The sequence below is a fragment of the Variovorax sp. GW823-FHT04B03 genome (genome assembly GCF_058796495.1).
The window spans coordinates 137,604-159,961 of record NZ_JBXAIT010000006.1 but is presented as its reverse complement, the minus strand read 5'-3'; the positions used below and the strand labels follow the sequence as shown (position 1 = coordinate 159,961).

General features: G+C 67.9%; 23 protein-coding genes. 13 read left to right on the top strand and 10 right to left on the bottom strand.

Annotation, left to right across the window (positions count from 1 at the left end; all coding sequences use genetic code 11):
- Window positions 1-165: 165 nt before the first annotated feature.
- The 4 genes from AC1RAD_RS24710 to AC1RAD_RS24695 are packed head-to-tail and all read left to right on the top strand — an operon-like array spanning window position 166 to window position 3,850.
- A complete protein-coding gene (locus AC1RAD_RS24710) occupies window positions 166-615 on the top strand; it encodes a hotdog family protein (protein WP_492737727.1) in 450 nt (149 codons plus the stop codon).
- 41 nt (window positions 616-656) lie between these two features.
- The gene (locus AC1RAD_RS24705) at window positions 657-1,637 is read left to right on the top strand and encodes a Bug family tripartite tricarboxylate transporter substrate binding protein (RefSeq protein ID WP_492737725.1); all 981 of its coding nucleotides are present in this window, start codon (window positions 657-659) and stop codon (window positions 1,635-1,637) included.
- A gap of 11 nt (window positions 1,638-1,648) precedes the next feature.
- Window positions 1,649-2,635, top strand: coding sequence for a Bug family tripartite tricarboxylate transporter substrate binding protein (locus AC1RAD_RS24700; protein ID WP_492737723.1), 987 nt, complete (start codon window positions 1,649-1,651; stop codon window positions 2,633-2,635).
- 3 nt (window positions 2,636-2,638) lie between these two features.
- Window positions 2,639-3,850: a CaiB/BaiF CoA transferase family protein gene (locus tag AC1RAD_RS24695; RefSeq protein ID WP_492737721.1), complete on the top strand. Its 1,212-nt coding sequence runs from the start codon at window positions 2,639-2,641 to the stop codon at window positions 3,848-3,850.
- Between the two features lie 3 nt (window positions 3,851-3,853).
- Here AC1RAD_RS24695 and AC1RAD_RS24690 read toward each other — a convergent pair whose 3' ends face one another.
- From AC1RAD_RS24690 to AC1RAD_RS24680, 3 genes are read right to left on the bottom strand one after another with little or no spacing between them, the layout of a single operon-like run.
- Complete coding sequence (locus tag AC1RAD_RS24690) at window positions 3,854-4,840, bottom strand: Bug family tripartite tricarboxylate transporter substrate binding protein (RefSeq protein WP_492737720.1); 987 nt, start codon at window positions 4,838-4,840, stop codon at window positions 3,854-3,856.
- Window positions 4,841-4,881: 41 nt separating this feature from the next.
- Entirely contained in the window at window positions 4,882-7,005 is a 2,124-nt protein-coding gene (locus AC1RAD_RS24685; RefSeq protein WP_492737719.1) for an acetate--CoA ligase family protein, read from the bottom strand.
- Window positions 7,006-7,028: 23 nt separating this feature from the next.
- Complete coding sequence (locus AC1RAD_RS24680) at window positions 7,029-8,021, bottom strand: tripartite tricarboxylate transporter substrate binding protein (RefSeq protein ID WP_159279359.1); 993 nt, start codon at window positions 8,019-8,021, stop codon at window positions 7,029-7,031.
- 202 nt (window positions 8,022-8,223) lie between these two features.
- On the opposite strand from AC1RAD_RS24680, the gene AC1RAD_RS24675 reads away from it, so the two are divergent.
- The 7 genes from AC1RAD_RS24675 to AC1RAD_RS24645 all read left to right on the top strand — a co-directional run bounded on the left by AC1RAD_RS24675 (window position 8,224) and on the right by AC1RAD_RS24645 (window position 14,607).
- Window positions 8,224-9,777: a long-chain-fatty-acid--CoA ligase gene (locus tag AC1RAD_RS24675; RefSeq protein WP_492737717.1), complete on the top strand. Its 1,554-nt coding sequence runs from the start codon at window positions 8,224-8,226 to the stop codon at window positions 9,775-9,777.
- An 87-nt stretch (window positions 9,778-9,864) separates the two neighbouring features.
- Window positions 9,865-10,230: a hypothetical protein gene (locus tag AC1RAD_RS24670; RefSeq protein WP_354344656.1), complete on the top strand. Its 366-nt coding sequence runs from the start codon at window positions 9,865-9,867 to the stop codon at window positions 10,228-10,230.
- Window positions 10,231-10,258: 28 nt separating this feature from the next.
- Window positions 10,259-11,080, top strand: a complete 822-nt coding sequence (locus tag AC1RAD_RS24665; protein ID WP_492737716.1) for a helix-turn-helix transcriptional regulator — start codon at window positions 10,259-10,261, stop codon at window positions 11,078-11,080.
- Between the two features lie 35 nt (window positions 11,081-11,115).
- A complete protein-coding gene (locus AC1RAD_RS24660; RefSeq protein WP_492737714.1) occupies window positions 11,116-12,096 on the top strand; it encodes a DMT family transporter in 981 nt (326 codons plus the stop codon).
- 8 nt (window positions 12,097-12,104) lie between these two features.
- On the top strand, window positions 12,105-13,022 hold the full coding sequence (locus tag AC1RAD_RS24655) for an alpha/beta hydrolase family protein (RefSeq protein WP_492737713.1): 918 nt from the start codon (window positions 12,105-12,107) through the stop codon (window positions 13,020-13,022).
- 318 nt (window positions 13,023-13,340) lie between these two features.
- The gene (locus AC1RAD_RS24650) at window positions 13,341-13,661 is read left to right on the top strand and encodes a hypothetical protein (protein ID WP_070062804.1); all 321 of its coding nucleotides are present in this window, start codon (window positions 13,341-13,343) and stop codon (window positions 13,659-13,661) included.
- Between the two features lie 286 nt (window positions 13,662-13,947).
- A complete protein-coding gene (locus AC1RAD_RS24645; protein WP_492737711.1) occupies window positions 13,948-14,607 on the top strand; it encodes a hypothetical protein in 660 nt (219 codons plus the stop codon).
- A gap of 133 nt (window positions 14,608-14,740) precedes the next feature.
- On the opposite strand, the gene AC1RAD_RS24640 is transcribed toward AC1RAD_RS24645, so the two are convergent.
- The 3 genes from AC1RAD_RS24640 to AC1RAD_RS24630 all read right to left on the bottom strand — a co-directional run bounded on the left by AC1RAD_RS24640 (window position 14,741) and on the right by AC1RAD_RS24630 (window position 16,741).
- On the bottom strand, window positions 14,741-15,385 hold the full coding sequence (locus AC1RAD_RS24640) for a hypothetical protein (protein WP_492737709.1): 645 nt from the start codon (window positions 15,383-15,385) through the stop codon (window positions 14,741-14,743).
- A gap of 130 nt (window positions 15,386-15,515) precedes the next feature.
- A complete protein-coding gene (locus AC1RAD_RS24635) occupies window positions 15,516-16,016 on the bottom strand; it encodes a hypothetical protein (RefSeq protein ID WP_492737708.1) in 501 nt (166 codons plus the stop codon).
- 77 nt (window positions 16,017-16,093) lie between these two features.
- Complete coding sequence (locus AC1RAD_RS24630) at window positions 16,094-16,741, bottom strand: TonB family protein (protein ID WP_492738092.1); 648 nt, start codon at window positions 16,739-16,741, stop codon at window positions 16,094-16,096.
- A 270-nt stretch (window positions 16,742-17,011) separates the two neighbouring features.
- Between AC1RAD_RS24630 and AC1RAD_RS24625 the strand changes: the two genes are divergently transcribed.
- Window positions 17,012-17,461 (top strand): helix-turn-helix domain-containing protein, encoded by a 450-nt coding sequence (locus AC1RAD_RS24625; RefSeq protein WP_070062806.1) that lies wholly within the window; start codon window positions 17,012-17,014, stop codon window positions 17,459-17,461.
- Between the two features lie 21 nt (window positions 17,462-17,482).
- On the top strand, window positions 17,483-17,875 hold the full coding sequence (locus AC1RAD_RS24620) for a VOC family protein (protein WP_159272848.1): 393 nt from the start codon (window positions 17,483-17,485) through the stop codon (window positions 17,873-17,875).
- A gap of 37 nt (window positions 17,876-17,912) precedes the next feature.
- Here AC1RAD_RS24620 and AC1RAD_RS24615 read toward each other — a convergent pair whose 3' ends face one another.
- The 4 genes from AC1RAD_RS24615 to AC1RAD_RS24600 form a co-directional block, all read right to left on the bottom strand.
- Entirely contained in the window at window positions 17,913-18,944 is a 1,032-nt protein-coding gene (locus AC1RAD_RS24615) for a phosphotransferase (RefSeq protein WP_492737706.1), read from the bottom strand.
- Complete coding sequence (locus tag AC1RAD_RS24610; RefSeq protein WP_492737704.1) at window positions 18,941-19,750, bottom strand: enoyl-CoA hydratase-related protein; 810 nt, start codon at window positions 19,748-19,750, stop codon at window positions 18,941-18,943. The genes AC1RAD_RS24615 and AC1RAD_RS24610 overlap by 4 nt, the downstream gene beginning before the upstream one ends.
- 36 nt (window positions 19,751-19,786) lie before the next feature.
- Window positions 19,787-21,004, bottom strand: coding sequence for an ABC transporter substrate-binding protein (locus AC1RAD_RS24605; RefSeq protein WP_492737702.1), 1,218 nt, complete (start codon window positions 21,002-21,004; stop codon window positions 19,787-19,789).
- 70 nt (window positions 21,005-21,074) lie between these two features.
- Entirely contained in the window at window positions 21,075-22,358 is a 1,284-nt protein-coding gene (locus AC1RAD_RS24600) for an acyl-CoA dehydrogenase family protein (RefSeq protein ID WP_492737700.1), read from the bottom strand.

The window sequence follows — 22,358 nt, the reverse complement described above, 5'->3', positions numbered from 1 at the left end:
GGCCTCCCGCACTGGCGCGCTGCGTCCCGTGCGCAGGGCATTGGGTGCTCCCCGCAGCGAAATCAAGGAGGAGGGGCGAAGCCCCGGGGGACATTCGCGGAGGGGAGTACCCGATGTCCTGTGCACGCGCCCTGAACCACAACGCTTCATGAGCAAAGCAACAAGATGAACTGGCAAACACAACGCCGCTGGGAAGAAGTCAACGAGGGCGACCCCTTGAACTCTGTGCCCTTCCCCCTCACCGTCTACCGCCTCGTGATGGCCGCCGGCGCCAACCGCGACTTCAACGCCATCCACCACAACACCGAACACGCCCAATCGACCGGCGCCCCCGAGATGTACGCCAACGTGATGCTGCTGCAGGGCATGTGGGAGCGCGCGATTCGCGAGTACATCGGCACGGCCGGCGTGCTGCATGCCATCCGCGGCTTTCGCATGAAGTCGTTCAACACCGCGGGAGACACCGTCACCGTGCGCGGCCAGGTCGAGCGCAAGTGGATCGACGACAGCGCCGACGCCGCGCACCGCCACCGCCTCGACCTGCGCCTGTGGAGCGAGAACCGCCACGGTGTGTCGGTCGGCCCCGGCCTGGCCGTCGTGAGCCTGCCGCCCTGACATCGCACCCAGACAGAAAAACCATCGGAGACAAGACAGACATGCACAGCAGCAGATTCACCCGCCGCCACGCCCTCGCGCTGGCCGCCGCCCTGGCCACGAGCAGCGCCTTCGCGCAGCAACCAACCTGGCCCGACAAACCCATCCGCATGATCGTGCCCTACGCGGCAGGCGGTGGCACCGACGTGTTCGCGCGCATCGTCGCCGAGGGCCTGGGCAAGCGGCTCGGCCAGAGCGTCATCGTCGACAACCGCCCCGGCGGCAACGGGCAGATCGGCATCACCGCCGTGCAGCGCGCACCGGCCGACGGCTACACCGTGCTGTTCTCGCTCACCTCCATCATCCAGAACCCGCTGCTGTACCCCAACGCCGGCTTCGATCCGTTCAAGGACTTCGTGCCCGTGTCGGAAGCGGGGCGCCTGCCCATCGTCTTCACCGTGAGCAACAAGCTCGGCGTCGACACCCTCGACGGCTTCGTCAAGCTCGCGCGCGCCGCGCCCGGCAAGTACTCGTACGGCTCCTACGGCAACGGATCGAGCGCGCACCTGTACGCCGAGGTGCTGCAGGACGCCGCGGGCATCCAGCTGCTGCACGTGCCCTACAAGGGCGAGGCGCCGGCCATCACCGACCTGCTCGGCGGCACCGTCGATGCCGTGTTCGTCTCGGCCAAGGGCGTGGGCCCGCACGTCGCGGCCGGCAAGGCGAAGTCGATCGCCGTGGTCGGCACCGCACGCGCCCCGCTCGCGACCGGCGTGCCCACCTTCAAGGAACAGGGCTTCGCCGGCATGGAGTCGGTCGGCTGGTTCGGCATCTACTTGCCCGCCGGCACGCCGCAGCCCATCGCGCAGCGCCTGTCGACCGAAGTGGCCCAGGTGGTGCAAAGCCCCGAACAGGCCGCGCGCATCGAAGGCCTGGGCGTGATCCCGGTCGGCAGCACGCCCGCGCAGCTCACCGCCACCATGCGCGCCGACCACGCGCGCTGGAAGCAGGTGATCCAGGCCAAGAACATCAAGCTCGATTGAGACCGCACGCCATGACACGTCTTTCCTCCACGCTCGGCCTCGGGCTCGCATTGGCCGCCTTGTTCGCGCTGCCCGCCGCCGCGCAACAGCCACCGGCCGACTACCCCTCGCAACCCGTCACGCTCGTCGTGCCCTTCCCTGCCGGCGGCATCACCGACAACATCGCGCGGCTGGTCGCGCAGGAACTCGGCACCGCCTGGGGCAAGCCCGTGGTCGTCGACAACCGCGTGGGCGCCAGCGGCACCATCGGCGCCGCTGCCGTCGCACGCGCCCCGAAGGACGGCCACACCGCCCTCTTCACCATCACCACCCACGTGCAGATGCCCGCGCTGCAGCGCAAGCTCTCGTACGACGCGGTGAAAGACTTCGCGGCCGTGTCGCAGATCGGCATCTCGACCTCGGCCCTGGTCGTGACGCCCGACGTGCCCGCCAGGACGCTGGCCGAACTCGTCACGCTGCTCAAGGCCGAGCCCGGCAAGTACTCGTACGGCTCGACCGGCGTGGCGACCACCTCGCACATCTACGGCGAGCTGTTCAAGAAAGAAGCTGGCGTCGACATGCCGCACGTGCCCTACAAGGGCGCCGCGCCCATGGTGACCGACCTGCTCGGCGGCCACATCCGCGTGGCCGTGCTCGACACCGGCACTGCCCTGCCCTACCTGCAAAGCGGCAAGCTGCGCGCGCTGGCGGCGCTGGGCACGCAGCGCTCGGCCACGCTGCCGCAGGTGCCGACCTTCCAGCAGGCGGGTTACGCGGGCTTCGAGCCCTATGCGTGGATTGCGCTGTTCCTGCCGGCCGGCACGCCGCAGCCGCGCGTGGACAAGATGTCGAAGGCCGTCGCCGCCATCATCGCCAAACCCGAGGTGCAAAAGAAGATGCGCGACATGAACATCGAGCCCGTGGGCAGCACGGCCGCCGAGTTTGCCGTGGTGCTGCGCCAGGACGCCGACACCTGGAAGCGCGTGATCGACAAGACCGGCATCCGCCTGGAGGACTGACCGATGACGCCCCCTCCCCTTTTTCGCGGCGCCCTCGAAGGCGTCAAGGTGCTCGACCTGTCGTCCGTGGTGCTCGGCCCGCTGGCCAGCCAGATGCTCGCCGACATGGGCGCCGACGTCATCAAGGTCGAGGCGCCGCAGGGCGACCTGGCCCGCTCGGTCGGGCCCGCGCGCCACAAGGGCATGTCGTCGCTGTACCTGTCGTGCAACCGGAACAAGCGCAGCCTCGTGCTCGACCTGAAGCAGCCCGCCGCGCGCGAGGTGCTCGACACGCTGGTGCGCGGCAGCGACGTGCTCGTGCACTCGGTGCGCACCGACGCAGCGGCACGCATCGGCATCGACGCGGCGCGGCTGCATGCGCTCAACCCGCGGCTGGTGAGCGCGCACGTCAAGGGCTTCTCGGACGAGGGGCCGTACGCGGGCCATCCGGCCTTCGACGACATCATCCAGGCCGCCTCGGGCCTGGCGCAGCTGCAATCAATCTACACCGGCGAGCCGCGCTACATGCCCGCGCTCGTGGCCGACAAGACCACCGCGCTGTACGCGGCGTATGCCATCGTCACCGCGCTGTTCCACCGCGAACGCAGCGGCCAGGGCCAGGCGGTCGACGTGCCGATGTTCGAGACCATGACCGCCTTCAACATGGTCGAGCACCTGTGGGGCCACACCTTCCAGCCGCCCATCGACGACATGGTGTACGGCTCGATTCGCTCCGGCGTGCGCAAGCCCTTTCGCACGGCCGACGGCTACATCGCACTGGTGCCCTACACCGACGCGCAGTGGCTGCGCTTTTTCGAGGTCGTGGGCCGGCCCGAGCTGCGCGAAGACGAACGCTTTGCCACGCTGGCCGCGCGCGTGCGCAACCACACGGTGGTGTTCGGCGAACTCGAACGCGCCACCGGCGCGCGCACCACGGCCGAATGGGTGGCAGCCTTCCGCCAGGCCGACATTCCGGCGATGCCGATCCAGACACTGCAGCAGCTGCCCGACGATCCGCAGCTGAAAGCCAGCGGCCTGTGGCACGACGCCGAGCACCCGACCGAAGGCACGCTGCGTTTTCCCGGCGTGCCGTTCACGCTCTCGGCCACGCCGGGCGGCGTGCAGCGGCTCGCGCCGTCGCTGGGGGAGCACACGGACGAAGTGCTGGGGGAGTTCGGGTTCGAACGCGCGGCGGTCGATGCACTGGTGACCGCCGGCGTGGTGGCGCGGGCCTGAGGTCTATTCGAGCTTCAGGTTCATATCCTTGATGAGCCGCGACCACAGCAGGTTCTCGCGCCGCACCGCCGCCATCAACTCACCCGGCCCTTCACCCGAAGGCTCCAACCCCAAACCGATCATCCGTTCCTGCAGATCGGGCTGCGCCACGGCCAAGCGCACCGCGCCGGCCAGCTTGTCGATCGCCGGTTGCGGCGTGCCCGTGGGCGCGAAGAAGCCCCAGAAGCCGCCGTGCTCGTAGCCCTTGAAGCCCTGCTCGGTGAAAGTGGGAATCTGCGGCGCGAGCGGCATGCGGCGCGTGCCGAACACGCCCAGCAATTTCGCGCGGCCCGACTTCGCGTGCGGTAGCGCCTCGCCCATGGTGACGAAGCCGCCCTGCACCTGGCCGCCGAGGATGTCGATCATCAGCGGCGCGCCACCCTTGTAGGGCACGTGCGTCATCTGCAGGCCCTCGTCGCGCATGAGCTTCTCGCCGTAGAGGTGGCCCGACGAGCCCTGCCCCGCCGAGCCGAAGCTCAGCTTGCCGGGCTGCGCCTTGGCCATGGCGACGAACTCGCGCATGCTCTTCGCAGGCACGCTCTCGCCCACCGCGAACACGAGCAGGCCGTAGTTCGACAGCGACACGGGCGCGAAGTCCTTGAACACGTCGTAGCCGGGCTTGGCCATCAGCAGCGGCGCGAGCACGAAGGAGTTGACGGCGAACAGCAGCGTGTGGCCGTCGGCCGGCGCCTTCGCCACGAAGGACGCGGCAATGGCACCGTTCGCACCGGGCTTCGGGTCGATCAGCACCGGCTGGCCCAGCGGCTTGGCGATGCGTTCGCCGATGGTGCGCGCGATGCCGTCGACCAGCCCGCCGGCCGCCGACGACACGATCACCTTGATCGGCTGGGTCGGGTAGGCGTCGGCCGCCTGCGCCTTCGGCAAGGCACCGAGCGCGGGGGCCAGCAGTCCGCTCGCGCCCCATTGCGCGAATCGACGTCGTTGCAGCATGGAAGAAGTCTCCTGTTCGTTTTCTTGACGATGAAAGCGGTTCAGCCCGCCGCGCCCCACACGGCCAGCGCATCGAGCGCCTCGACCGTGCGGCCGTCCACCCGCAGCGGGTTGACTTCGAGCGAGACCAGCTCGGGCCCGAGCGCGAGCGCCGCGTTGCCGATGGCGGCCACGGCTTCGGCGATGGCGTCGCGGTCGGCCGCGAGCGCGCCGCGCCAGCCGTCGAGCAGGCGCGCACCGCGCAGCTCGGCCAGCATGTCCTTCACCTCGGCGGGCGTCACGGGCAGCAGGCGCAGGCTGGTGTCGCGCAGCGCCTCGACCCAGATGCCGCCGAGCCCCACGGCCAGCGCCGGGCCCCACTGCGGATCGCGCACGGTGCCGACGAAGAGCTCGAGCCCGCCCTGGCGCATCGGCGCGACGAGGATGCCGTCGATCTCGGCCTCGGGCCGCGCGGCACGCACGCGCGCGTCCATCGCCAGCCAGGCCGCGCGCACCGCGTCGGCGCCCTGCAGGTTCAGCGCCACGCCGCCGACCTCGGTCTTGTGCGCGATCTGCGCCGAGGCGATCTTCAGCACGACCGGGCCGCCCAGCTCTTCGGCAAAGCGCGCGGCCTCGTCGGCGCTGCGCGACAGCCGCACGGGCACGACCGGCACGCCGCGCTGCGAGAGCCACTCGAGCGTCTCGCGCTCGGAACGCAAGGGCTGCGTGGGTGGCGTGGCCGGCACCGCAGCAGCGACACCTTGCGCTTGTTGACGCCGGCGCAGCGTTTCCGACCAGCGACGCACCGCACCCGCCGCGCTCATCGCGTGGTGGATGCCGCAGGCGATGTGGCGGATGCCGGTCTCGGCGATGAGCTCGCGCGACCGCTCGCTCACCTGCATCACGTAGTGGCTGCAGACGATGGCGGGCACCGGGCTGGCCGACAGTCCGCGCGCCACCTGTGCCAGCACGGCGCGGTTGAGCGGCGTGTCGTTGGCCGGCGCGTTGGGCACGTCGGCCACCACGATGGCGGCGCCCAGCGCGGGGTCGCGCACCAGCGCTTCGAGCGCGTTGCCGAACAGCTCGGGCTGCAGCATGGCGGCGCCGGTCACGTCCAGCGGGTTCTGCGGCGTGCCGTAGCCCGGCAGCACCTCGCGCAGCGCGGCCTCGGTGCTGGGCGCAAGCGGCGTGAGTGCCAGGCCTTCTTCCTCGGCGCGCTCGGCAAAGATCTCGCACATGCCGCCCGACATCGACACCGCCGCCAGCCCGCCGGCCGCGAAGGGCCCGGTCATGCTGGCGAAGGCGGCGGTGAACACCAGGTCTTCGATGGAACGCACGCGCATCAGGCCCAGGCGCTGGCACATGGCGTCGAACACGCGGTCGTCGCCCACCAGCGAGCCGGTGTGGGCCTGCGCGGCCTGCGCCGTGATCTCGCTGCTGCCCATCTTCAGCACGACGATGGGCTTGGCCACGGCCAGCGCGCGCTCGGCCGCGGCGGCAAAGCGCTGCGGGTCGCGCACGGTCTCGGCGAACACGGCGATGGAACGCGTGTGCTCGTCGTCCACCAGGTAGTCGATGACCTCGGCGATGTCGATGTCCGACTCGTTGCCGGTCGACACCATGCGGCTCAGGCCGATGCCGTGCACCTGCGCCATGAACGACAGCTGCCCCGCCAGCGCGCCGCTTTGCGACACGATGCCCAGCGTGCCCGCCGGCAGCGGCTCGCGCAGCGAGGCGGTCCACACGGCCGAGCGGTCGACGAAGTTGACGAAGCCCAGGCAGTTCGGCCCGAGGATGCGCAGGCCGCGCGATCGCGCCTTGGCCGTGAGCTGGCGCTGGCGCTCGCGGCCTTCCTCGCCGGCCTCGGCGAAGCCCGAGCTCAGCAGCACGGCGTTGCCGATGCCCGCGCGCTGCAGGTCGGTCAGTGCATCGTCGAGCGCGTCGGCCGGCACCATGAGCAGCGCCGTGTCGACCGGCTCGCCGATGGCCTCGGCCGAAGTGGCCGCCGCCATGCCATGAAAGCTGCCGCCGCGCCGGTTGACCGGGTAGAGCTGGCCCGCGTAGCCCAGCGTGCGCAGGCTGGCGAGCGCCGCGTTGGACCACACCGAGCGCTCGGTGGCGCCGACGAAGGCGATGGCCTTGGGGTGGAGGAAGCAGTGAAGAGAAGAAGAGGAGGAAGAAGTCATGGCAGCAGGAAGGAAGGTCGGGTTCAGTCGTCGAGCTTGATGCGCAGGTCGCTCACGAAGCGCTTCTCGTCGGCGTAGGTCTTGTGCGCCCAGGCCGTGTAGGCGGGGCTGTCCATGTAGAACCGGACGTAGTCGTTCAAGTCGAGCGTGCGCAGGAACTCGGGGTCGTCCACAGCCTTGCGGAAGGCCTCCTGCAGCGCCTGCACCACCTTCGGGTCCATGCCGCGCGGGCCGGCGATGCCCCACGAGCCGTTGGCCACCACGTCGTAGCCGAGTTCCTTCACGGTCGGCACGTTCAGCCGCGTGGGCGAGCGCGCTTCGTTGAAGGTGGCCAGCAGGCGCACGCGCCCGCCCGCCACGGCGGCGCCGAAGCCGGCCTCGGAGACCGCGTCCACATGGCCGCCCATGAGCGCGTTGTACAGCTCGGCCGCGCCCTTGAAGGGAATGAAGTTGAACTTCACGCCGGCCAGCGCGGCCAGCCGCTCCATCGACACGTGCGAAGTGCCGCCGCGCCCCGTGGTGCCGTACGACACCTCGCCCGGTTTGGCCTTGGCCGCGGCCAGCAGCGCGTTCAGGTCTTTCCACGGCGCCTCCTGGCGCACCGTGATGCCCAGCGTGGCGGCCGTCACGTTGGCCACGTAGGTGAAGTCGGTGGCGGGGTCGTAGCTCACCTTCTGCAGGTGCGGCAGCCGGTACAGCGAACTCAGCATGAGCGACAGCGTGTAGCCGTCGGGCGCGGCCTTGCGCGCCATGGTGGTCGGCGCCAGCGTGGCGGCCACGCCGGGCTGGTTGAGGATCACGATCTGCTGCTTCAGCTCGCGCGAGGCCGCCAGGGCCAGCGCGCGCGCCTGCACGTCGGTGGCGCCGCCCGCGGGGTACGGCACCAGCAGCGTGATCGGCTGCTTGCCGAACAGGCCCTGGGCGCGCGCCAGGAAGGGCAGCGCGGTGCCCGCGGCGGCGAGCGCGGCGCCGTGGATCAGGCGGCGGCGCGCCGGGTCGGTCGGGAAGGAATGCATGGCTTGTCTCCGGTCGGTCGAACAGTCGAATCGTTCGTTCTGCGGCGATGGTCGCGCGCAGCCCTTGGCCGGTCACCGTCGCTTCGGACGACTTTGGCCGCCACGGCACTTCCGATCCCGTCGCTTCCGACGATGCCGGCGTGGCGCGCGCCATTCCATACTCGGCGCACAACAACGCATCGACCGACGGAGACCGCAGTCCATGGACCTCACCCAGCCCCTGCACAAGGCCCTGCAGGAACGCCCCGGCGCCACCGCCCTCGTGTGCGGCGAGCGCCGCAGCACCTTCGCCCAGTTCGTCGACCGCGTGGCGCGGTTGGCGGCCGTGCTGCAGTCGCTGGGCCTGCAACCCGGCGACCGCGTGGGCCTGCTGGCGCTGAACTCCGACCGCTATGTGGAGTACCTCTACGCCACCTGGTGGGCGGGCGGCGTGATCAACCCCGTCAACATCCGCTGGAGCGCGCGCGAGGTCGCGTACTCGCTGGACGACTGCGACACGCGCATCCTGCTGTCCGATGCGCACTTCGGCGCCGTGGCGCAGCAGCAGCGCGAACTCTCGCGTTCGCTGAAGACGCTGGTGCACTTCGGCGACGGCGCCGCGCCCGACGGCATGGCCGACGCCGAAGCCCTCATGGCGCAGGCACAGCCCGTGCCCGACGCGCGGCGCGGCGGCGCCGACCTGGCCGCCGTGATGTACACCGGCGGCACCACCGGCCTGCCCAAGGGCGTGATGCTCACGCACGGCAACCTCTACACCGGCCAGCTCTCGGCCAACATGGCGGCCACGCGCCCCGCCGAGGCCGTGGGCCTGAACATGGCGCCCATGTTCCACGTGGGCGGCACCGGCCTCACGCTGCAGCTGATGATGCGGCTGTGCACGCAGGTCATCATTCCGGCCTTCGACGAAGTGAAGGTGCTCGAGGCGATCCAGAACGAGCGCGCCAGCGAGACCTTCATGGTGCCCACCATGCTCAAGCGGCTCATCGAGCACCCGCGCTTCGGCGAGTTCGACACCACGCCGCTGCAGCTGGTGCTGTACGGCGCCGCGCCCATCGACGACGCGCTGCTGCTGCAGGCCATCGACAAGCTGCCGCGCGCGGGCTTCTGCCAGCTCTACGGCATGACCGAGCTGTCGCCCGTGGTCACCGTGCTGCCCACCTGGTGCCACCAGCCCGACCAGCCGGCCGCGCGCCGCCGCTCGGCCGGGCGGCCCGTGCCCATCGCCGAAGTGCGCATCGTCGATGCCGAAGGCCGGCCCGTACCGAACGGCACCGTCGGCGAGATCGCCGCGCGCGGGCCGATGGTGATGGCCGGCTACTGGAACAAGCCCGAGCAGACCGCCGAGGTGCTGCGGGGCGGCTGGATGCACACCGGCGACGGCGGCGTGATGGACGCCGACGGCTTCGTCTACGTGGTCGACCGGCTCAAGGACATGATCGTGAGCGGCGGCGAGAACATCTACTCGGCCGAGGTCGAGAACGCCATCACCCAGCTGCCGCAGGTCTCGATGTGCGCCGTGGTCGGCGTGCCCGACGACCAGTGGGGCGAGCGCGTGCATGCCGTGGTCGTGCTGCGCGCCGGCGAGGCCCTGAGCGCCGAGGCGCTGGTGGCGCACTGCAAGACGCTGATCGCCGGCTACAAGTGCCCGCGCAGCGTGGAGTTTCGCGAAGAGATTCCGCTGTCGCCGGCGGGGAAGATGCTCAAGTACAAGCTGCGCGAGCCGCACTGGGAAGGGCGCGCGCGCAAGGTGGGGTGACGCGCCGGCGGGTGTGTCTGGGTGTGTACGGGTGTGTTTCACCTGCTTGGGGTATGGTGGCGGGCCGCCACCTGCACCCACTGCGACATGCACCGCCGCCTCCTCGCTCTCGCCCTGCCCTGCTTTCTGCTCCTTGGCCTGTCGCCCGCCTTTGCGAACGGCAGCCTGCAGTGCGACGGCCGGCCGTACGCGGTCGAGATCCAGTTCAGCCTCTCGACCGGCCAGCTGACCGAGCTGATCGTGGCGAACACCGCCTCCGGTGCAGACGAAACCGAGCGCTTCAGCCTGCAGCAGCGCTTCGTCGACCATCGCCGCCAGTTCATGCGCGCGCGCGGCACCGGCCTGGACCGCCCGCAGGTGGCCGTGGCGCTGCGCGTGGCCGGCGCGACCGGCACGCTCAGCTACCGCGGCACGCAGTACGAGCTGCGCTGCAACTGGACCGCGCTGGGCTGACCCACTCTGTCGTGCGTTCACGCTTCGCATGCCGCAAGACCGCACCCTTCTCTATGCCGGACGCGGGTTCGAGGTGGCGCATGTGCGCCTGCACGCGCCACAGGGGCCGGCGTGGAGCGACCTGTACACCGTGGCCTCGCCGCGCGTCGTCTTCCCCATCGGCCGCACGCGGCTCGACGTGCGCTCGGGCGAGCACACCTGGCTGACCGACGCGCTCACCGCCATCCGCTTCGGCGACGCCACCGCCTACCGGCTGCGGCCCGAGACCGCGACCGTGCGGCACAGCCTCGTGGTCAGCGGCCAGGCATCGGTGAGCCCGGCCCACGGTGAAAGCGCGGCGGGCGTGAGCGTCTGCCTGCTGACCCCGCAGGCGCTGTACCGCATGCACGCGGCACGGCGCCAGCTGCCGGACACCGACGGCGCACAGGCCGCGGCCCTGGTGGCCGCGCTCGTCGCCGAGCTGGGCAGCGCGCCGCACCAGGCGCCCTGGCACGGCGCCGTCGCACGCGCACGGCAGTTGCTGCTGTCCGAAGGCAGCGGCCCGGGCGCGCGGCCTGCTCTCTCGCTGGACGAACTGGCCGAGGCCGTGTCGCGCTCGCCCTTTCACCTGGCGCGGCGCTTTCGCCAGCAGACCGGCCTGAGCCTGCACCAGTACCGCCAGCACCTGCGGCTGGCGGCGGCGATGGAGCGGCTGGCCGACGGCGAGCGCGACCTGGCGGGCCTCGCGCACGACCTGGGCTACTGCAGCCAAAGCCACCTGGGCGCCGTGTTCCGGCGCGGCGTGGGCGTCACGCTCGGCGAGGCCCGCCGCGTGCTCGGGCCGGCCGGCGCAGCAGGCGCACGAATCTGATAGCTTTCGCGCCGGCCGGACCACAGACTGGCCCGATGACGACATCGCCTCGCACCCTCTGGACCGGCGCACTCGCCGCGCTGGCCGCCGCCCTCATCGGCAGCGCCTGGCAGCTGCTGTCGCGCCACGGCGTGACCGCCACCGCGCTCGGCCCGATGGACCTCGCCCTGCTGCGCTACGGCATTCCCGCGCTGCTGCTCAGCCCGCTGTGGCTGCGCGGCAGGCTCGTGCCGCCGGGTGCGTCGCGCGGCGCGCTCGTGCTGCTCGTCGTCGGCAGCGGCCTGCCCTTCGGCCTGCTGGTGCTGGCCGGCGCGCAGTGGGCGCCCGCCAGCCACATGGGCATCTTCATGGCCGGCAGCCTGCCGCTGTTCACCGCGCTGGGCGCGTGGGTCTACCGGGGCGAGCGCGTGCACGGCCTGCGCCTGCTCGGGCTGGCCGCCATCGCCGTCGGCATGGCCGTGTTCGCGGCGGGCAGCTTCGGCGAGGGCCTGCGCCAGCAGCACTGGCGCGGCGACCTGCTCTTTCTGCTGGCGGCCTTGCTGTGGACCGTCTACTCCCTGGCCTTCGGCCGCTGCGGCATGAGCGCGTGGCAGGGCGCGGCCTTCGTCAACGGTGCGTCGACCCTGCTGCTGTTGCCGCTGCTCTGGCTCGCCGGCCCGCCGCGACTGTTCGCCGCGCCATGGACCGACATCGCGATGCAGGCCGCAGGCCAAGGCGTGGTCGCCGGCCTGCTGGGGCTGGTGGTCTACGGCGTGGCGATCACGCGGCTGGGCGCCGCACGCGCCGCGCTGTCGTCCGCGCTGGTGCCTGTGCTCACCACGCTCGGCGCGGCGTGGTGGATGAACGAGCCCGTCACGCGCCCCGCGCTGCTGGCGCTGTCGTTCGTCGTGCCCGGCGTCGTGCTCGCGAGCGGCGCGCTGCGGTGGCGGGTGCCGGCGCCACGCGACAGCGAGCGGCAGGCCCCGGGGCAGAATGCGGCGGCGTCCTTGCCCACTTCCGAAAGCACTCGCCCATGAAGAAAAAGATGAATCGCCTTCGCACCGCCGCGCTCGTTGCCGCCTCGTTCGCGTCGCTGTTCGCCTTCTGTGGCGCGGGGTGGGCGCAGCAACCGGAGCCGCAGCAACAGCCGCAAGCACAGCAGCAGCCCCCGGCATCGCCACTGCAACGCAGCGTCGTGCGCGTGCCCACGCCCTTCGTCGAGAACGGCGCGCCCGTCACGCTCGAGATGGTCATCTACAAGCCCGATGGCGCCGGCCCGTTCCCCACCGTCGTGTTCAACCACGGCTCCACCGGCATCGGCAACGACCCGGCCTTGTTCAAGCAGACCTGGGCCCCCGAGCGAACCGCCCGCTGGTTCACGCAGCGCGGCTGGCTCATCGCCTATCCGCAGCGGCGCGGACGCGGCCAATCGGACGGCCTGTACGACGAAGGCTTCACTGCGAAGCGCGAGCACTACAGCTGCGAGCCCGCCATCGCCCTGGCCGGCTTCGACCGCGCCGTGGCCGACCTCGATGCCGCCGTCGCATGGCTGCAGCGCGACCCCGACGTCGACACCCGCCGCATGGAAATCGCCGGCCACTCGCGCGGCGGCATCCTTGCCGTGGCCTATGCGGGCCTGCACCCCGACATGTTCCAGGGCGTCATCAACTTCGTCGGCGGCTGGATGGGCGACAAGTGCCCCGGCAACGCCGCCGACGCCATCAACCCCGCCACCTTCCGCCGCGGCGCGGCCTTTGCCAAGCCCACGCTGTGGCTCTACGGCGAGAACGACCCGTTCTACGCGATGTCGCACAGCCGCAAGAACTTCGAAGCCTTTCGCGACGCAGGCGGCAAGGGGCGCTTCGAGAGCTTCACGCTGGAGGCCGGCATGAACGGGCACGGGCTGATTGCGCAGCAGGGGCTGTGGGGGAAGACGGTCGAGGCGTATCTGGCGGCACCGTGAAGTAGTGCGCCAGCGGTGATCGGGAGCGCCTGCGCTGCGGCCATGTCCGTGGCTATACTGCGCCGGTCACGTCCACACAGGGCGTGATCGGGATTGGCGTCCCGATGAAATCACTGCGACGTAAAAGCCGCAGCCACCCCGCAGGGTCTGCGGCTTTGTCGTTCGTGCCTCCTTCCTGTTTAGGCGGCTCGATGGGCGGGCGCGAGCCCGGCCGGTTTCACGCAAGTGGTTTCCCGGTACGCCAACCCGTCGAGCTGCCGCCCTCAATTGGCGTTGGGTGCGTCGGTTTCAGCAAACCGAAACCCTTGGAGGCCATTCATGGCTGCATCTGCATCTCCCCGCGCGTCCGCGCACGCGTCTTCGCTTCCTGCGTCTTCTGAAGAAACCGCCAGTGCCGAATCGCTCGCGCTGCAGGCGTGTGATGACGTCGACAGTCTTCATGCGGTGCAGCGGGCCTACGCGTGCATCGAGAAGCTCATCGTTCCGCAGCGTGTGGGGGATACGGAAGAAGTCTTTCCGACGCGTACGGAATTGGGGGCGTTGGTGCGGCTGGTGAATGAGGAGTTGCTGCGGCGGATCGAAGCCGCCGATGCAACGACTCAGTCACTGCGTGCCGTTGTTGAAGGCGGTGTGCGATAGGCCGCTTCGCCCCCCAGCATGGGATCTCCTGCGAGATGGCCCTAATCTTTAAGGCGAGGCACCCCTGTTCGGCTGGTCAAAATCTAGCACTCAACAATGGAAACGGGCATATCGCATTTCGAGTTGGGAAGGCAGAATCCGGCCAACACTGAGGATTCGAACCAGGGACCAGTCTCAGCCACAATCTTCTTGGTGCAAGCAGTGCCTCCGATGCTGACGAATCGACACTCGAAGCAACGCGCGTTTGAAGTACTTGATCCCCTTTTGAAATAGTTCGATCCACCCCATGCCCGTTCGATATCGACTTGCGTTGTGCTGTGTTGCAGCGCTTTCCGCTGGATGCTCCTCCATCCCGGACTATCAGCAACCCGAGGGAGAAAGTGCAGCCAAGTTGCGCGTGGTCGTTCCCAATCCGGAGCAGTTTGCGCTTCGTCTTGCAACGGTCGATCTAACTGCATGCAAGCCCGCCGCCGATATCGGCTGGGTTAGCGGAGGCGCAAGGGTTGATACGGCACGATTGGGCATGCTCGACACTACGATGCCGCGAGATGGCGTCCTTGAGAGACGAGTTGCACCAGATCGTCCGATGGCGGTCATGCCATGGATGACCGTTGCGCTGTTCGATGCAGCAACAATCCTCTTCTCGATGAATCCGGCTACGCACGGGGCTATTCAGAAAGCCCAGGCAGGCGTCTGCGCAGTGCCGGTCTTTTCCCCAAAGCCTGGCGAAGAATATGAGTTGTCGATCAAGATGGCAGCGGGCGCTAGCTGCGCCATAACGCTCAGCTTGCTCTCGATCGATGAAGGAAAAGTCTCACGCACCCCTGTGAAGGAGACGGGCTGGGTATCGCTCCCAGCGGGAATGGTTCCAGTAGAGAAAAAACTGATGGAATGCGACAAAAATCAACCGCAAGCCACTGCATCGTCGGCATCACGAGCTGCTTAGTGAACGACTGCTCTGTGGCAATGTGTACTGCCGCTACGGGCCCATTGCCGACCTTGAGGCCTCTTAAAGGCGGTCACTAGAAGCCGTAGTCAGCCTTGCCAAAGCAGCCAGCCATGGGGCATCGGTCGAGCGGTTAGTAGTTGTTTGAAATCAAGAATCGAACACACGTGAAGTACTCTTCTGATGGTGATCGGTACTCTATGCTCCTAGTTGCGATTCTTGACTTGGTGTCCTTGGGCCAATAATTAATCTTGGCGACACCGTCTTTCCAGTTGAAAGAAAGGCCGACTATGCAGATCGCGCCCGAAGCCGTCACAACCTCTTGAAAATAATCTGCCTCACACGGCTGCCGGTCACGCCAGCGATCAGTTGCCGTCAGAAATAGCTCGGTGACATCAACAAAATTTTCAATAGCGCCGACTTCTGGTATGTGATAGTCGTGCTCAACTTCATTTCGTAGGCTGTTTAGGCGATTTAGAACATTTGGTGCAACGATGCCACATGACCGTACATAACCAAGGAGCGCTGGAGAACGTTTCAGCTTCGTTAGGTCCCTCGATCCGAAACCCAAACATAGGTCTTCCAATCGGAGATGGAGTGCACGCTTGGCGTTCGAGATAGAGTTAACCAAGTTGCGCTGCTCCTTGCCATCCTGCAAATCCTGTTTTGCAAAGTACAAGTAGTCATATGACGATGGATTCATGCGAACCCGCATGGACCCCCATGTGTATTGGTCTACAGCGTCTGCAGAAAGCGATGTGGGGAGAAAATCCAGCATGCAGTGCAACTCCTAATCTTGTATGAAACGCCCAGTCTTGGCCGAATTCCGCCGCAGCGGCGAGCAGCTGTCGCGAAGGGACCCTAACCGGCTGTACAGTTTTCTCCGAAGTGGCATTTAGTGTCGAGGCTCAAAAGCCAACCCGGTGATATTTTCGATTTGCACCTTCAAGGCCTATCCAGACACCGTAGTCGGGATTCTCTCCAAGGTCTTCGACATAGACAGAAACCTCTTTCTCTGACTCTCTAAAACGTGCAACGTAGACGTGCCGCGGCTTCATGTCTTTGATCTCAACCTCTAGGTTTGCTTTTCGATAGTTCACGAAAGGCGGTGCGAGGTACATGTCCGTGGCATAGCGCACCGAAAACTTGTGGGTTCCCGGCAAGACACGGGCCCAGATTGGGCACCCGACCTGCCAGCACGAAGGTTCCTTTCCGTCGATCAGCTGAATTTCAACGACTGTCTGTTTCTTTTGCCTATCGTCGACCGCAGAGAAAACGGAAGTATCGGCAAGCTCAGGTGCTCCCTCATACATCGCATATGGAGCGTGGTGGTACGCGCAACCTGAAAGTACCAAGAACATCAATGCGGAGGAAAAACTGCGAATCATTGCTGGTAGCGTCTTTTGCATGAGGGTCTGTATCAGTATGAACTTGCAACGGACGACCGCAATTGGCCGAGTTCGGTTCCTTGTCTCCAATTCGCACATCATAGTTTTGGCCGCAACGTGACGAACAATCGTGGCGGCACATTTCCATTTACGTCGATCGGGAGCACTTCGGTCTTGATCAGCGCGCGGCGTGCAGCAGCGTCCCAGGCAGGGTAACCACTGGACTTGGTCAATTCCACGTTCGTAATCCAGCCATCAGGCCGAACGCTGACGGCAAACTCCACGCCGGGATTACCTGGAAGCTGGGCAGCGTCCGAGAAAGTCAAATGCGGACGAACAGCGGCAGCGATCCTCTCTCCGTATGTTGGGGCACTTAACCTGTCCGAGCGATGCCCCGAATCATTGGCCGCAAGCACAAAGTTCACCGGGAATTCCGTCCACATAGCGCCCGGCACCCCACCAATGGTTCCGGGCTCGTAGTGCTGACACTTCGCTGCTTCCAGTGCCGCACGATCTAAGGCTTGAGAGCCACTGGTTTGACCAAGCTCGACCGTGGAGACGGTTCCCGTTGGCTCGACCATCACACGCACGACTACTTTCCCCTGCAACCCGTAGCGCTTTGCTTCCAGCGGGTAGCGAGGGACGCAGCTCGATGCAGCAGCTAAAACAGGCTTGGTTGCGAGCTGCTGCGAAGCGCATCCGAAGAGAGCTACCGCCGCTATGAGAGCAAATGCCGATAATTTCATGAGTTCCAAAAACAAACGATTCAGACACCGGGTCGAGCGACGGCTTTTGGCCGATAGTGCTACCCCGAATGCTCGCACAAAGCCTCTCAACCTGATAAGCGCAGGTTTGGAAAAACGCCGCGGCAAGCATCCATCGAGAGCGGGAATTCGGGGTTCAACAAAGAAATCCGTAGCTCATCGAGGCTCAAACATCTGTTGCCCCATAAACGACGGCATCCGCCTACAGCGCACCCCCTCCATTTGTGTCCCCAAATTGAGCACAATCCCCCCATGCCAAACATCGCATCCATCCTCAAAGCCGAAATCTCCCGTGTCGCTCGCAAGGAAGTGCGAGCGGAAATCGAAACACTCAAGAAGGCCTCCGTCGCGCACCGGGCATCGATTGCCGACTTGCGCCGTCAGGTGAGCGCGCTTGAAAAGGAATTGCGCAAGGTCGCCAAGGGCTCCGCGCGTCAAGCACCCGCCGCAGCCGGTGCTGCAGGCGACGACGCCGACGCAGGCGGCCCGAAGCGCCGCTTCAGTGCCAACCGGCTGGCCGCGCACCGCGCCAAGCTCGGGCTGTCCGCGGCGATCTATGGGCAGCTGGTCGGCGTGTCGGGCCAGACGATCTATCACTGGGAACAAGGCAAGGCGCGCCCGCGCGCGGCGCAGCTGGAGCGACTGGCCACGGTGCGGGAACTCGGGGCGCGCGAGATTGCCGAGCGGCTGGAAGCACAGTAACTAAGTCACCCTCCGCACAGCATGAAACTCGGCTACACCATCGTCTACGTTCCCGACGTCGCCCAATCGCTGAAGTTCTTCGAGCAAGCCTTCGGTCTGCCCACGCGCTTCCTGCACGAATCGGGCACTTATGGCGAGCTCGAAACTGGCGAGACCACGCTGGCGTTCGCCGCGCACGCGCTCGGTGATTCCAACTTTCCGGGCGGGCATGTCGCCGCTTCGGATTCCGCCCAACCGCTGGGCATGGAGCTGGGCCTCGTGACGCCCGACGTGCCCGCCGCGCACAGCCGTGCGCTCGCGGCCGGCGCCACACAGCTGTCGGCGCCGGTGACCAAGCCCTGGGGGCAGGTGGTCTCGTACGTGCGCTGCCCCGACGGCACGCTGGTCGAGCTGTGCTCGCCCATCGGCGGCTGACGGGCGCTCTGCCCTGCACCAGCCGGTTCGCTACCGGCTAGTCGATCAACGCCACCGCCCGCCGCGCAAACCCCGCGGCCTGCGCGCCCACCTGCACCGCATCGGCCGCCGCCGCGCTGCCGCTCTTCGCACGCGCCGCGATGCCTTCAAGGATCACGGCGAAGCGGAACAGCGAGAACGCCAGGTGGAAGTTCGTCACCGGCTCGGCGCAGCCGCCGGCCCGCTGGTAGTGGGCGATGTACTCGGCCTGCGTGGGAATGCCTTCGGCCGCGAGGTCGATGCCCTGCATGCCTTCGAACTCGTCGGTGCCGGTGTGCCAGGCCATGCAGTTGTAGGCCACGTCGGCCAGCGGGTGGCCCAGGGTGGACAGCTCCCAGTCGAGCACGGCGATCACGCGCGGCTCGGTGGGGTGGAACATGAGGTTGCCGAAACGGAAGTCGCCGTGCGCGATGGTGGTCTGGTCGCCCGGCGGCAGGTTGGCGGGCAGCCAGGCGATGAGGCGCTCGATGTTGGCGTCTTCGCGCGTGCGCGAGGCCTCCCACTGCCGGGTCCAGCGCGCGATCTGGCGCTGGAAGAAGTTGCCGGGGCGGCCGTAGTCGGTGAGGCCGACGGCGGCAAGGTCGACCGCATGCAGGCGCGCCAGGGTCTCGGCCATGGCGAAGTAATACGCGCGGCGCTCGGCGGGCGCGATGCCGGGCAGCGCGTAGTTCGACAGCACGCGGCCTTCGAGCTTCTCCATCACATAGAAGGGCGTGCCCACCACGGCGCGGTCGTCGCAGTACAGCACGGTGCGCGGCACGGGCACGTCGGTGGCGGCCAGTGCGCGCAGCACGCGGTACTCGCGGTCGACCGCATGGGCCGAGGGCAGCAGTTCGCCGGGCGGCTGCTTGCGCAGCACCAGCGCGCGGTTGTCGAAGTCGACGAAGAAGGTAGGGTTCGACTGCCCGCCGCCGATGCGCGCCAGGCGCATCGGGCCTTCAAGCGCGGGCAGTGCCTGCCGCAGGTGGCGCTGCAGGCGGTCGGCGTCGAACTCGATGCCTGCGGTGGCGGTGTCTGCAGCTGTGCTCATGGCCGGCGGAACACGGGCTCGCGTTTTTCCAGGAAGGCTTTCACGCCTTCGGCGAAGTCGGGCCGGTCGATCAGCTCGCGCTGGCGCTCGGCCTCGTGGCGCATCTGGCCGACAAGCGACTGGCTCGCAGCCGACTCGTACACGGCGCGGATCTCGTGCGCCGCGTGCGCAGGCAGGCGCGCGAGCCGCTGCGCAACGGCCACGGCCTGGGCGCGCAGTTCGGCGTCGTCCACGCAGGCCCACACGAGGCCCCATTGCGCGGCCTGTTCGCCCGACAGGCGCTCGCCGAGCAGCGACATGCCAATGGCTCTTGCGCGGCCCACGAGCCGCTCGAGGAACCAAGTGGTGCCCAGGTCGGGCACGATGCCCAGGCGCGGCATGAAGGGCAGGTAGAAGTAGGCCGATCGCGCCACCAGCACCACGTCGGCCGCCAGCGCCACGCCCACGCCGGCGCCCGCGGCGGGGCCGTTGACGGCGTTCACCACCGGGAAGGGCATGCTGCGCAGGTCTTCGATGAGGCGGTTCGACATCGCCTCCATCGCGTCGGCCGTGCGCTGGCCCAGGCTGCCGGGCGCGGTTGCGTCCATGCTGCCCAGGTCGGCGCCCACGCAGAACGATTTGCCGACGCCGGTGAGCACCACGGCGCGCACCTCGCCTTCGTCGCGCAGCTGCGCGAGCCGCTGGCGCAAGGCCTCCTGCAGCGGCTGGGTGAGCGGGTTGAGCCGCTTGGGAATGTTGAAGCTGAGGATGGCGACGTCGCCGTCTCGCTCGCACAGAAGGGGGTCCTGGTCGTCAGGCTGGCTCATGGGTGGGCTCCGAAGGGCGTGAGTAGATAAAGGGGTTCACTTCATGTTCAGCGCGGGCCCGACCGGGTCGAGGTCCACGCCGTTGAAGCGCACGGGCTGCATCGACGCATAGGCGTGCAGGTCGGCGGCCGAATTGGCCATGGCCACGCCGGGCAGCAGCATCGAGATGCGCGGGCTCTTGAGGGTGCTGGCGGCCACGCGCACGCTCTCGCGCGTGGGGTTGGCGCCGGCCTCGCGCAGCACGTGCGCCATGAGCTGCGCCACGATGTAGCCCGACACGCCGCTGCCGTTGCTCGGGTCGACGCCGCTGGCGTGGGTCTTGAGCAGCTCGAGGTACTCGAGCACCTCGGGGTCGCGGCTCCAGCGCGGGCTCATGGGCTCCTTGTAGACGGCGAGCGCGACCACGCCCTTGGCCTTGTCGGCGCCCGCGGGCTCGAAGGCCATCTTGACGGAGGCGGCGGCAAAGTTGAGGTAGCGGTCGGGCGTCCAGCCCACGTCGGCGACCTTGCGGATGGCCTGCGCGGCGGTGCGCGCGGTGGCGGCCATCACGAGCACGTCGGCGCCCGACGACTTGAGCTGCACCACCTGCGAGTCGACGGTGGGGTCGGTCACCTCGAAGGTGGCCTGCGCCACGATCCTGGCCTTGCCCTGCTTCGACAGGCCTTCCTGCAGGCCCTTGAGCACTTCGCGCCCGAGGTCGTCGTTCTGCATGAGCACGGCGATCTTCGCGTCGGGGCGGTTGTCGATGATGTGGCGCGCGAACACGCGGCCCTCGCCCTGGTAGCTGCCGAGAAAGGGCACGGTCCACGGGTACTTGGCGGCGTCGTCGAACTGCGAGGCGCCCGACTGCACGAACAGCTGCGGCACCTTCTTGGCGTTCATGTAGCGCTGGATCGCCATGTTGGGCGCGGTGCCCAGGTTGCCGAAGATGGCGAGCACCTGGTCTTCCTCGACGAGGCGGCGCGCCACCTCGACGGTCTTGGGCGGCGAATACTGGTCGTCGTAGATCAACAGGCGCACCTTGCGCCCGTGGATGCCGCCCTGCTCGTTGAGTTTCTTGAAGTAGGCCTCGGCCACCTTGCCGACCACCGAGTAACCCGACACGGGCCCCGACAGCGGCATGGGCATGCCCAGCACGATCTCGGCGTCGCTCACGCCGGCTTCGGGCTTCTTCTGGGCCAGGGCCGGCAGGCTGATGCAGAGCGTGGCAAGGCCGGCCACCAGGGCGGTGCGGCGGGAAAGCGGATGAACCATGTCGCGTGTCTCCTTCTGTGTTGCTGAGTGGCCGGGTGGCCTGTGTCGTCAGTCGTCGTCGGAAAGCGGTTCAGGCCGTGGCCCGGTTCGGCCCCATGTAGCCGAAGAGGTGGCCCGCCACCTTGCGCATCTGGATCTCTTCGGAGCCCTCGGTGATGCGGTAGCGGCGGTGGTGGCGGTAGATGTGTTCGAAGGGCTTGTGGCGCGAGTAGCCGATGCCCCCGTGCACCTGCATCGCGCGGTCGGCGGCCTCGCACACGAGGCGGTTGGCCCAGTAGTTGCACATCGAGACCTTGTCGGACAGCTGCTTCTCGACCTGCGGCTTGGGCATCTGGTCCATCTGCCACGCGGTCTTTCGGATCAACAGGCGCAGCATCTCGACCTGCGTGGCCAGTTCGACCAGCGGAAACTGGATGCCCTGGTTGCGCGCCAGCTCTTCGCCGAAGGGCTTGCGCTCGCGCGCGTACTTGACGCTCTCGCGCACGCAGTAGTCGGCGGCGCCCAGGCTCGATGCGGCCTGGCGGATGCGGTTCTCGTGCACGAAGTGCTGGGCAATGGCCAGGCCGCCGTCGAGCGGGCCGAGCACGGCGTCTTCGGGCACCCACACGTTCGTGAAGCTCACGCGCGGGTGGTCGGTGGGCATGTTGAAGGTCCAGAGGTACTCCTCGATCTTCACGCCCTCGGCCTGGGCGGGCACGAGCAAGGCGCTGATGCCGCGCGCATCGCCGTCGCGCCCATTGGTGCGCGCGAACAGCACGCAGTGCGTGGCGGTGTGCATGCCGGTGGTCCACATCTTTTCGCCGTCGATGCGAAAACCGGCGCTGCCGTGGCGTGCTTCGGGCACGGCGCGCGTTGCCATGTGGGTGGCGTCGGAACCGTGCTGCGGCTCGGTGAGGCCGAAGGTCAGGCGCACGCGCTCGTCGAGCATGCCCTGGATGAGTTCGTCGCACTGCGCGGGCGTGCCGAAGTCACGGATGGCCAGCACGAAGGGGTTGTTGGCGACGATGGAATGTTCGTTCTGCAGGTCGTTGTGCAGGCCCAGGCCGCGTGCGGCAAAGTGCTCGCGGATCACGGCCATCCAGAGGTTGCTGCCGTCGCGCCCGCCGAATTCGGCGGGCAATGCAAAGCGCAGGTGACCCGCGCGGTCGGCGCGGTGGCGCGCCTCGGCCAGCAGCGCTTCCCACTCGGGGCGCGGCAGGCCGCCGTTCTCGAAGTCGGTGCGGGCCCATTCGCGGCGGTGGTCGAAGAAGCGCTCGTTGTCGTCCTGCGCCTGCAGCGGCGCGATCTCGCGGTCGATGAAGGCGTCGAGTTCCGCGAGGTAATCGACGAGGTCGCGGGGCAGGTCGAAGTCCAT

Excerpts from the sequence above, each read along its gene's own strand:
- AC1RAD_RS24700 (WP_492737723.1), top strand. The coding sequence starts at position 1,649 with ATGACACGTCTTTCCTCCACGCTCGGCCTCGGGCTCGCATTGGCCGCC.
- AC1RAD_RS24640 (WP_492737709.1), bottom strand. The coding sequence starts at position 15,385 with ATGCTGGATTTTCTCCCCACATCGCTTTCTGCAGACGCTGTAGACCAA.
- AC1RAD_RS24665 (WP_492737716.1), top strand. The coding sequence starts at position 10,259 with ATGCCGCAAGACCGCACCCTTCTCTATGCCGGACGCGGGTTCGAGGTG.
- AC1RAD_RS24710 (WP_492737727.1), top strand. The coding sequence starts at position 166 with ATGAACTGGCAAACACAACGCCGCTGGGAAGAAGTCAACGAGGGCGAC.
- AC1RAD_RS24655 (WP_492737713.1), top strand. The coding sequence starts at position 12,105 with ATGAATCGCCTTCGCACCGCCGCGCTCGTTGCCGCCTCGTTCGCGTCG.
- AC1RAD_RS24695 (WP_492737721.1), top strand. The coding sequence starts at position 2,639 with ATGACGCCCCCTCCCCTTTTTCGCGGCGCCCTCGAAGGCGTCAAGGTG.
- AC1RAD_RS24620 (WP_159272848.1), top strand. The coding sequence starts at position 17,483 with ATGAAACTCGGCTACACCATCGTCTACGTTCCCGACGTCGCCCAATCG.
- AC1RAD_RS24650 (WP_070062804.1), top strand. The coding sequence starts at position 13,341 with ATGGCTGCATCTGCATCTCCCCGCGCGTCCGCGCACGCGTCTTCGCTT.
- AC1RAD_RS24690 (WP_492737720.1), bottom strand. The coding sequence starts at position 4,840 with ATGCTGCAACGACGTCGATTCGCGCAATGGGGCGCGAGCGGACTGCTG.
- AC1RAD_RS24705 (WP_492737725.1), top strand. The coding sequence starts at position 657 with ATGCACAGCAGCAGATTCACCCGCCGCCACGCCCTCGCGCTGGCCGCC.
- AC1RAD_RS24610 (WP_492737704.1), bottom strand. The coding sequence starts at position 19,750 with ATGAGCCAGCCTGACGACCAGGACCCCCTTCTGTGCGAGCGAGACGGC.
- AC1RAD_RS24645 (WP_492737711.1), top strand. The coding sequence starts at position 13,948 with ATGCCCGTTCGATATCGACTTGCGTTGTGCTGTGTTGCAGCGCTTTCC.
- AC1RAD_RS24635 (WP_492737708.1), bottom strand. The coding sequence starts at position 16,016 with ATGCAAAAGACGCTACCAGCAATGATTCGCAGTTTTTCCTCCGCATTG.
- AC1RAD_RS24605 (WP_492737702.1), bottom strand. The coding sequence starts at position 21,004 with ATGGTTCATCCGCTTTCCCGCCGCACCGCCCTGGTGGCCGGCCTTGCC.
- AC1RAD_RS24625 (WP_070062806.1), top strand. The coding sequence starts at position 17,012 with ATGCCAAACATCGCATCCATCCTCAAAGCCGAAATCTCCCGTGTCGCT.
- AC1RAD_RS24670 (WP_354344656.1), top strand. The coding sequence starts at position 9,865 with ATGCACCGCCGCCTCCTCGCTCTCGCCCTGCCCTGCTTTCTGCTCCTT.
- AC1RAD_RS24615 (WP_492737706.1), bottom strand. The coding sequence starts at position 18,944 with ATGAGCACAGCTGCAGACACCGCCACCGCAGGCATCGAGTTCGACGCC.
- AC1RAD_RS24600 (WP_492737700.1), bottom strand. The coding sequence starts at position 22,358 with ATGGACTTCGACCTGCCCCGCGACCTCGTCGATTACCTCGCGGAACTC.
- AC1RAD_RS24675 (WP_492737717.1), top strand. The coding sequence starts at position 8,224 with ATGGACCTCACCCAGCCCCTGCACAAGGCCCTGCAGGAACGCCCCGGC.
- AC1RAD_RS24680 (WP_159279359.1), bottom strand. The coding sequence starts at position 8,021 with ATGCATTCCTTCCCGACCGACCCGGCGCGCCGCCGCCTGATCCACGGC.
- AC1RAD_RS24660 (WP_492737714.1), top strand. The coding sequence starts at position 11,116 with ATGACGACATCGCCTCGCACCCTCTGGACCGGCGCACTCGCCGCGCTG.
- AC1RAD_RS24685 (WP_492737719.1), bottom strand. The coding sequence starts at position 7,005 with ATGACTTCTTCCTCCTCTTCTTCTCTTCACTGCTTCCTCCACCCCAAG.
- AC1RAD_RS24630 (WP_492738092.1), bottom strand. The coding sequence starts at position 16,741 with ATGAAATTATCGGCATTTGCTCTCATAGCGGCGGTAGCTCTCTTCGGA.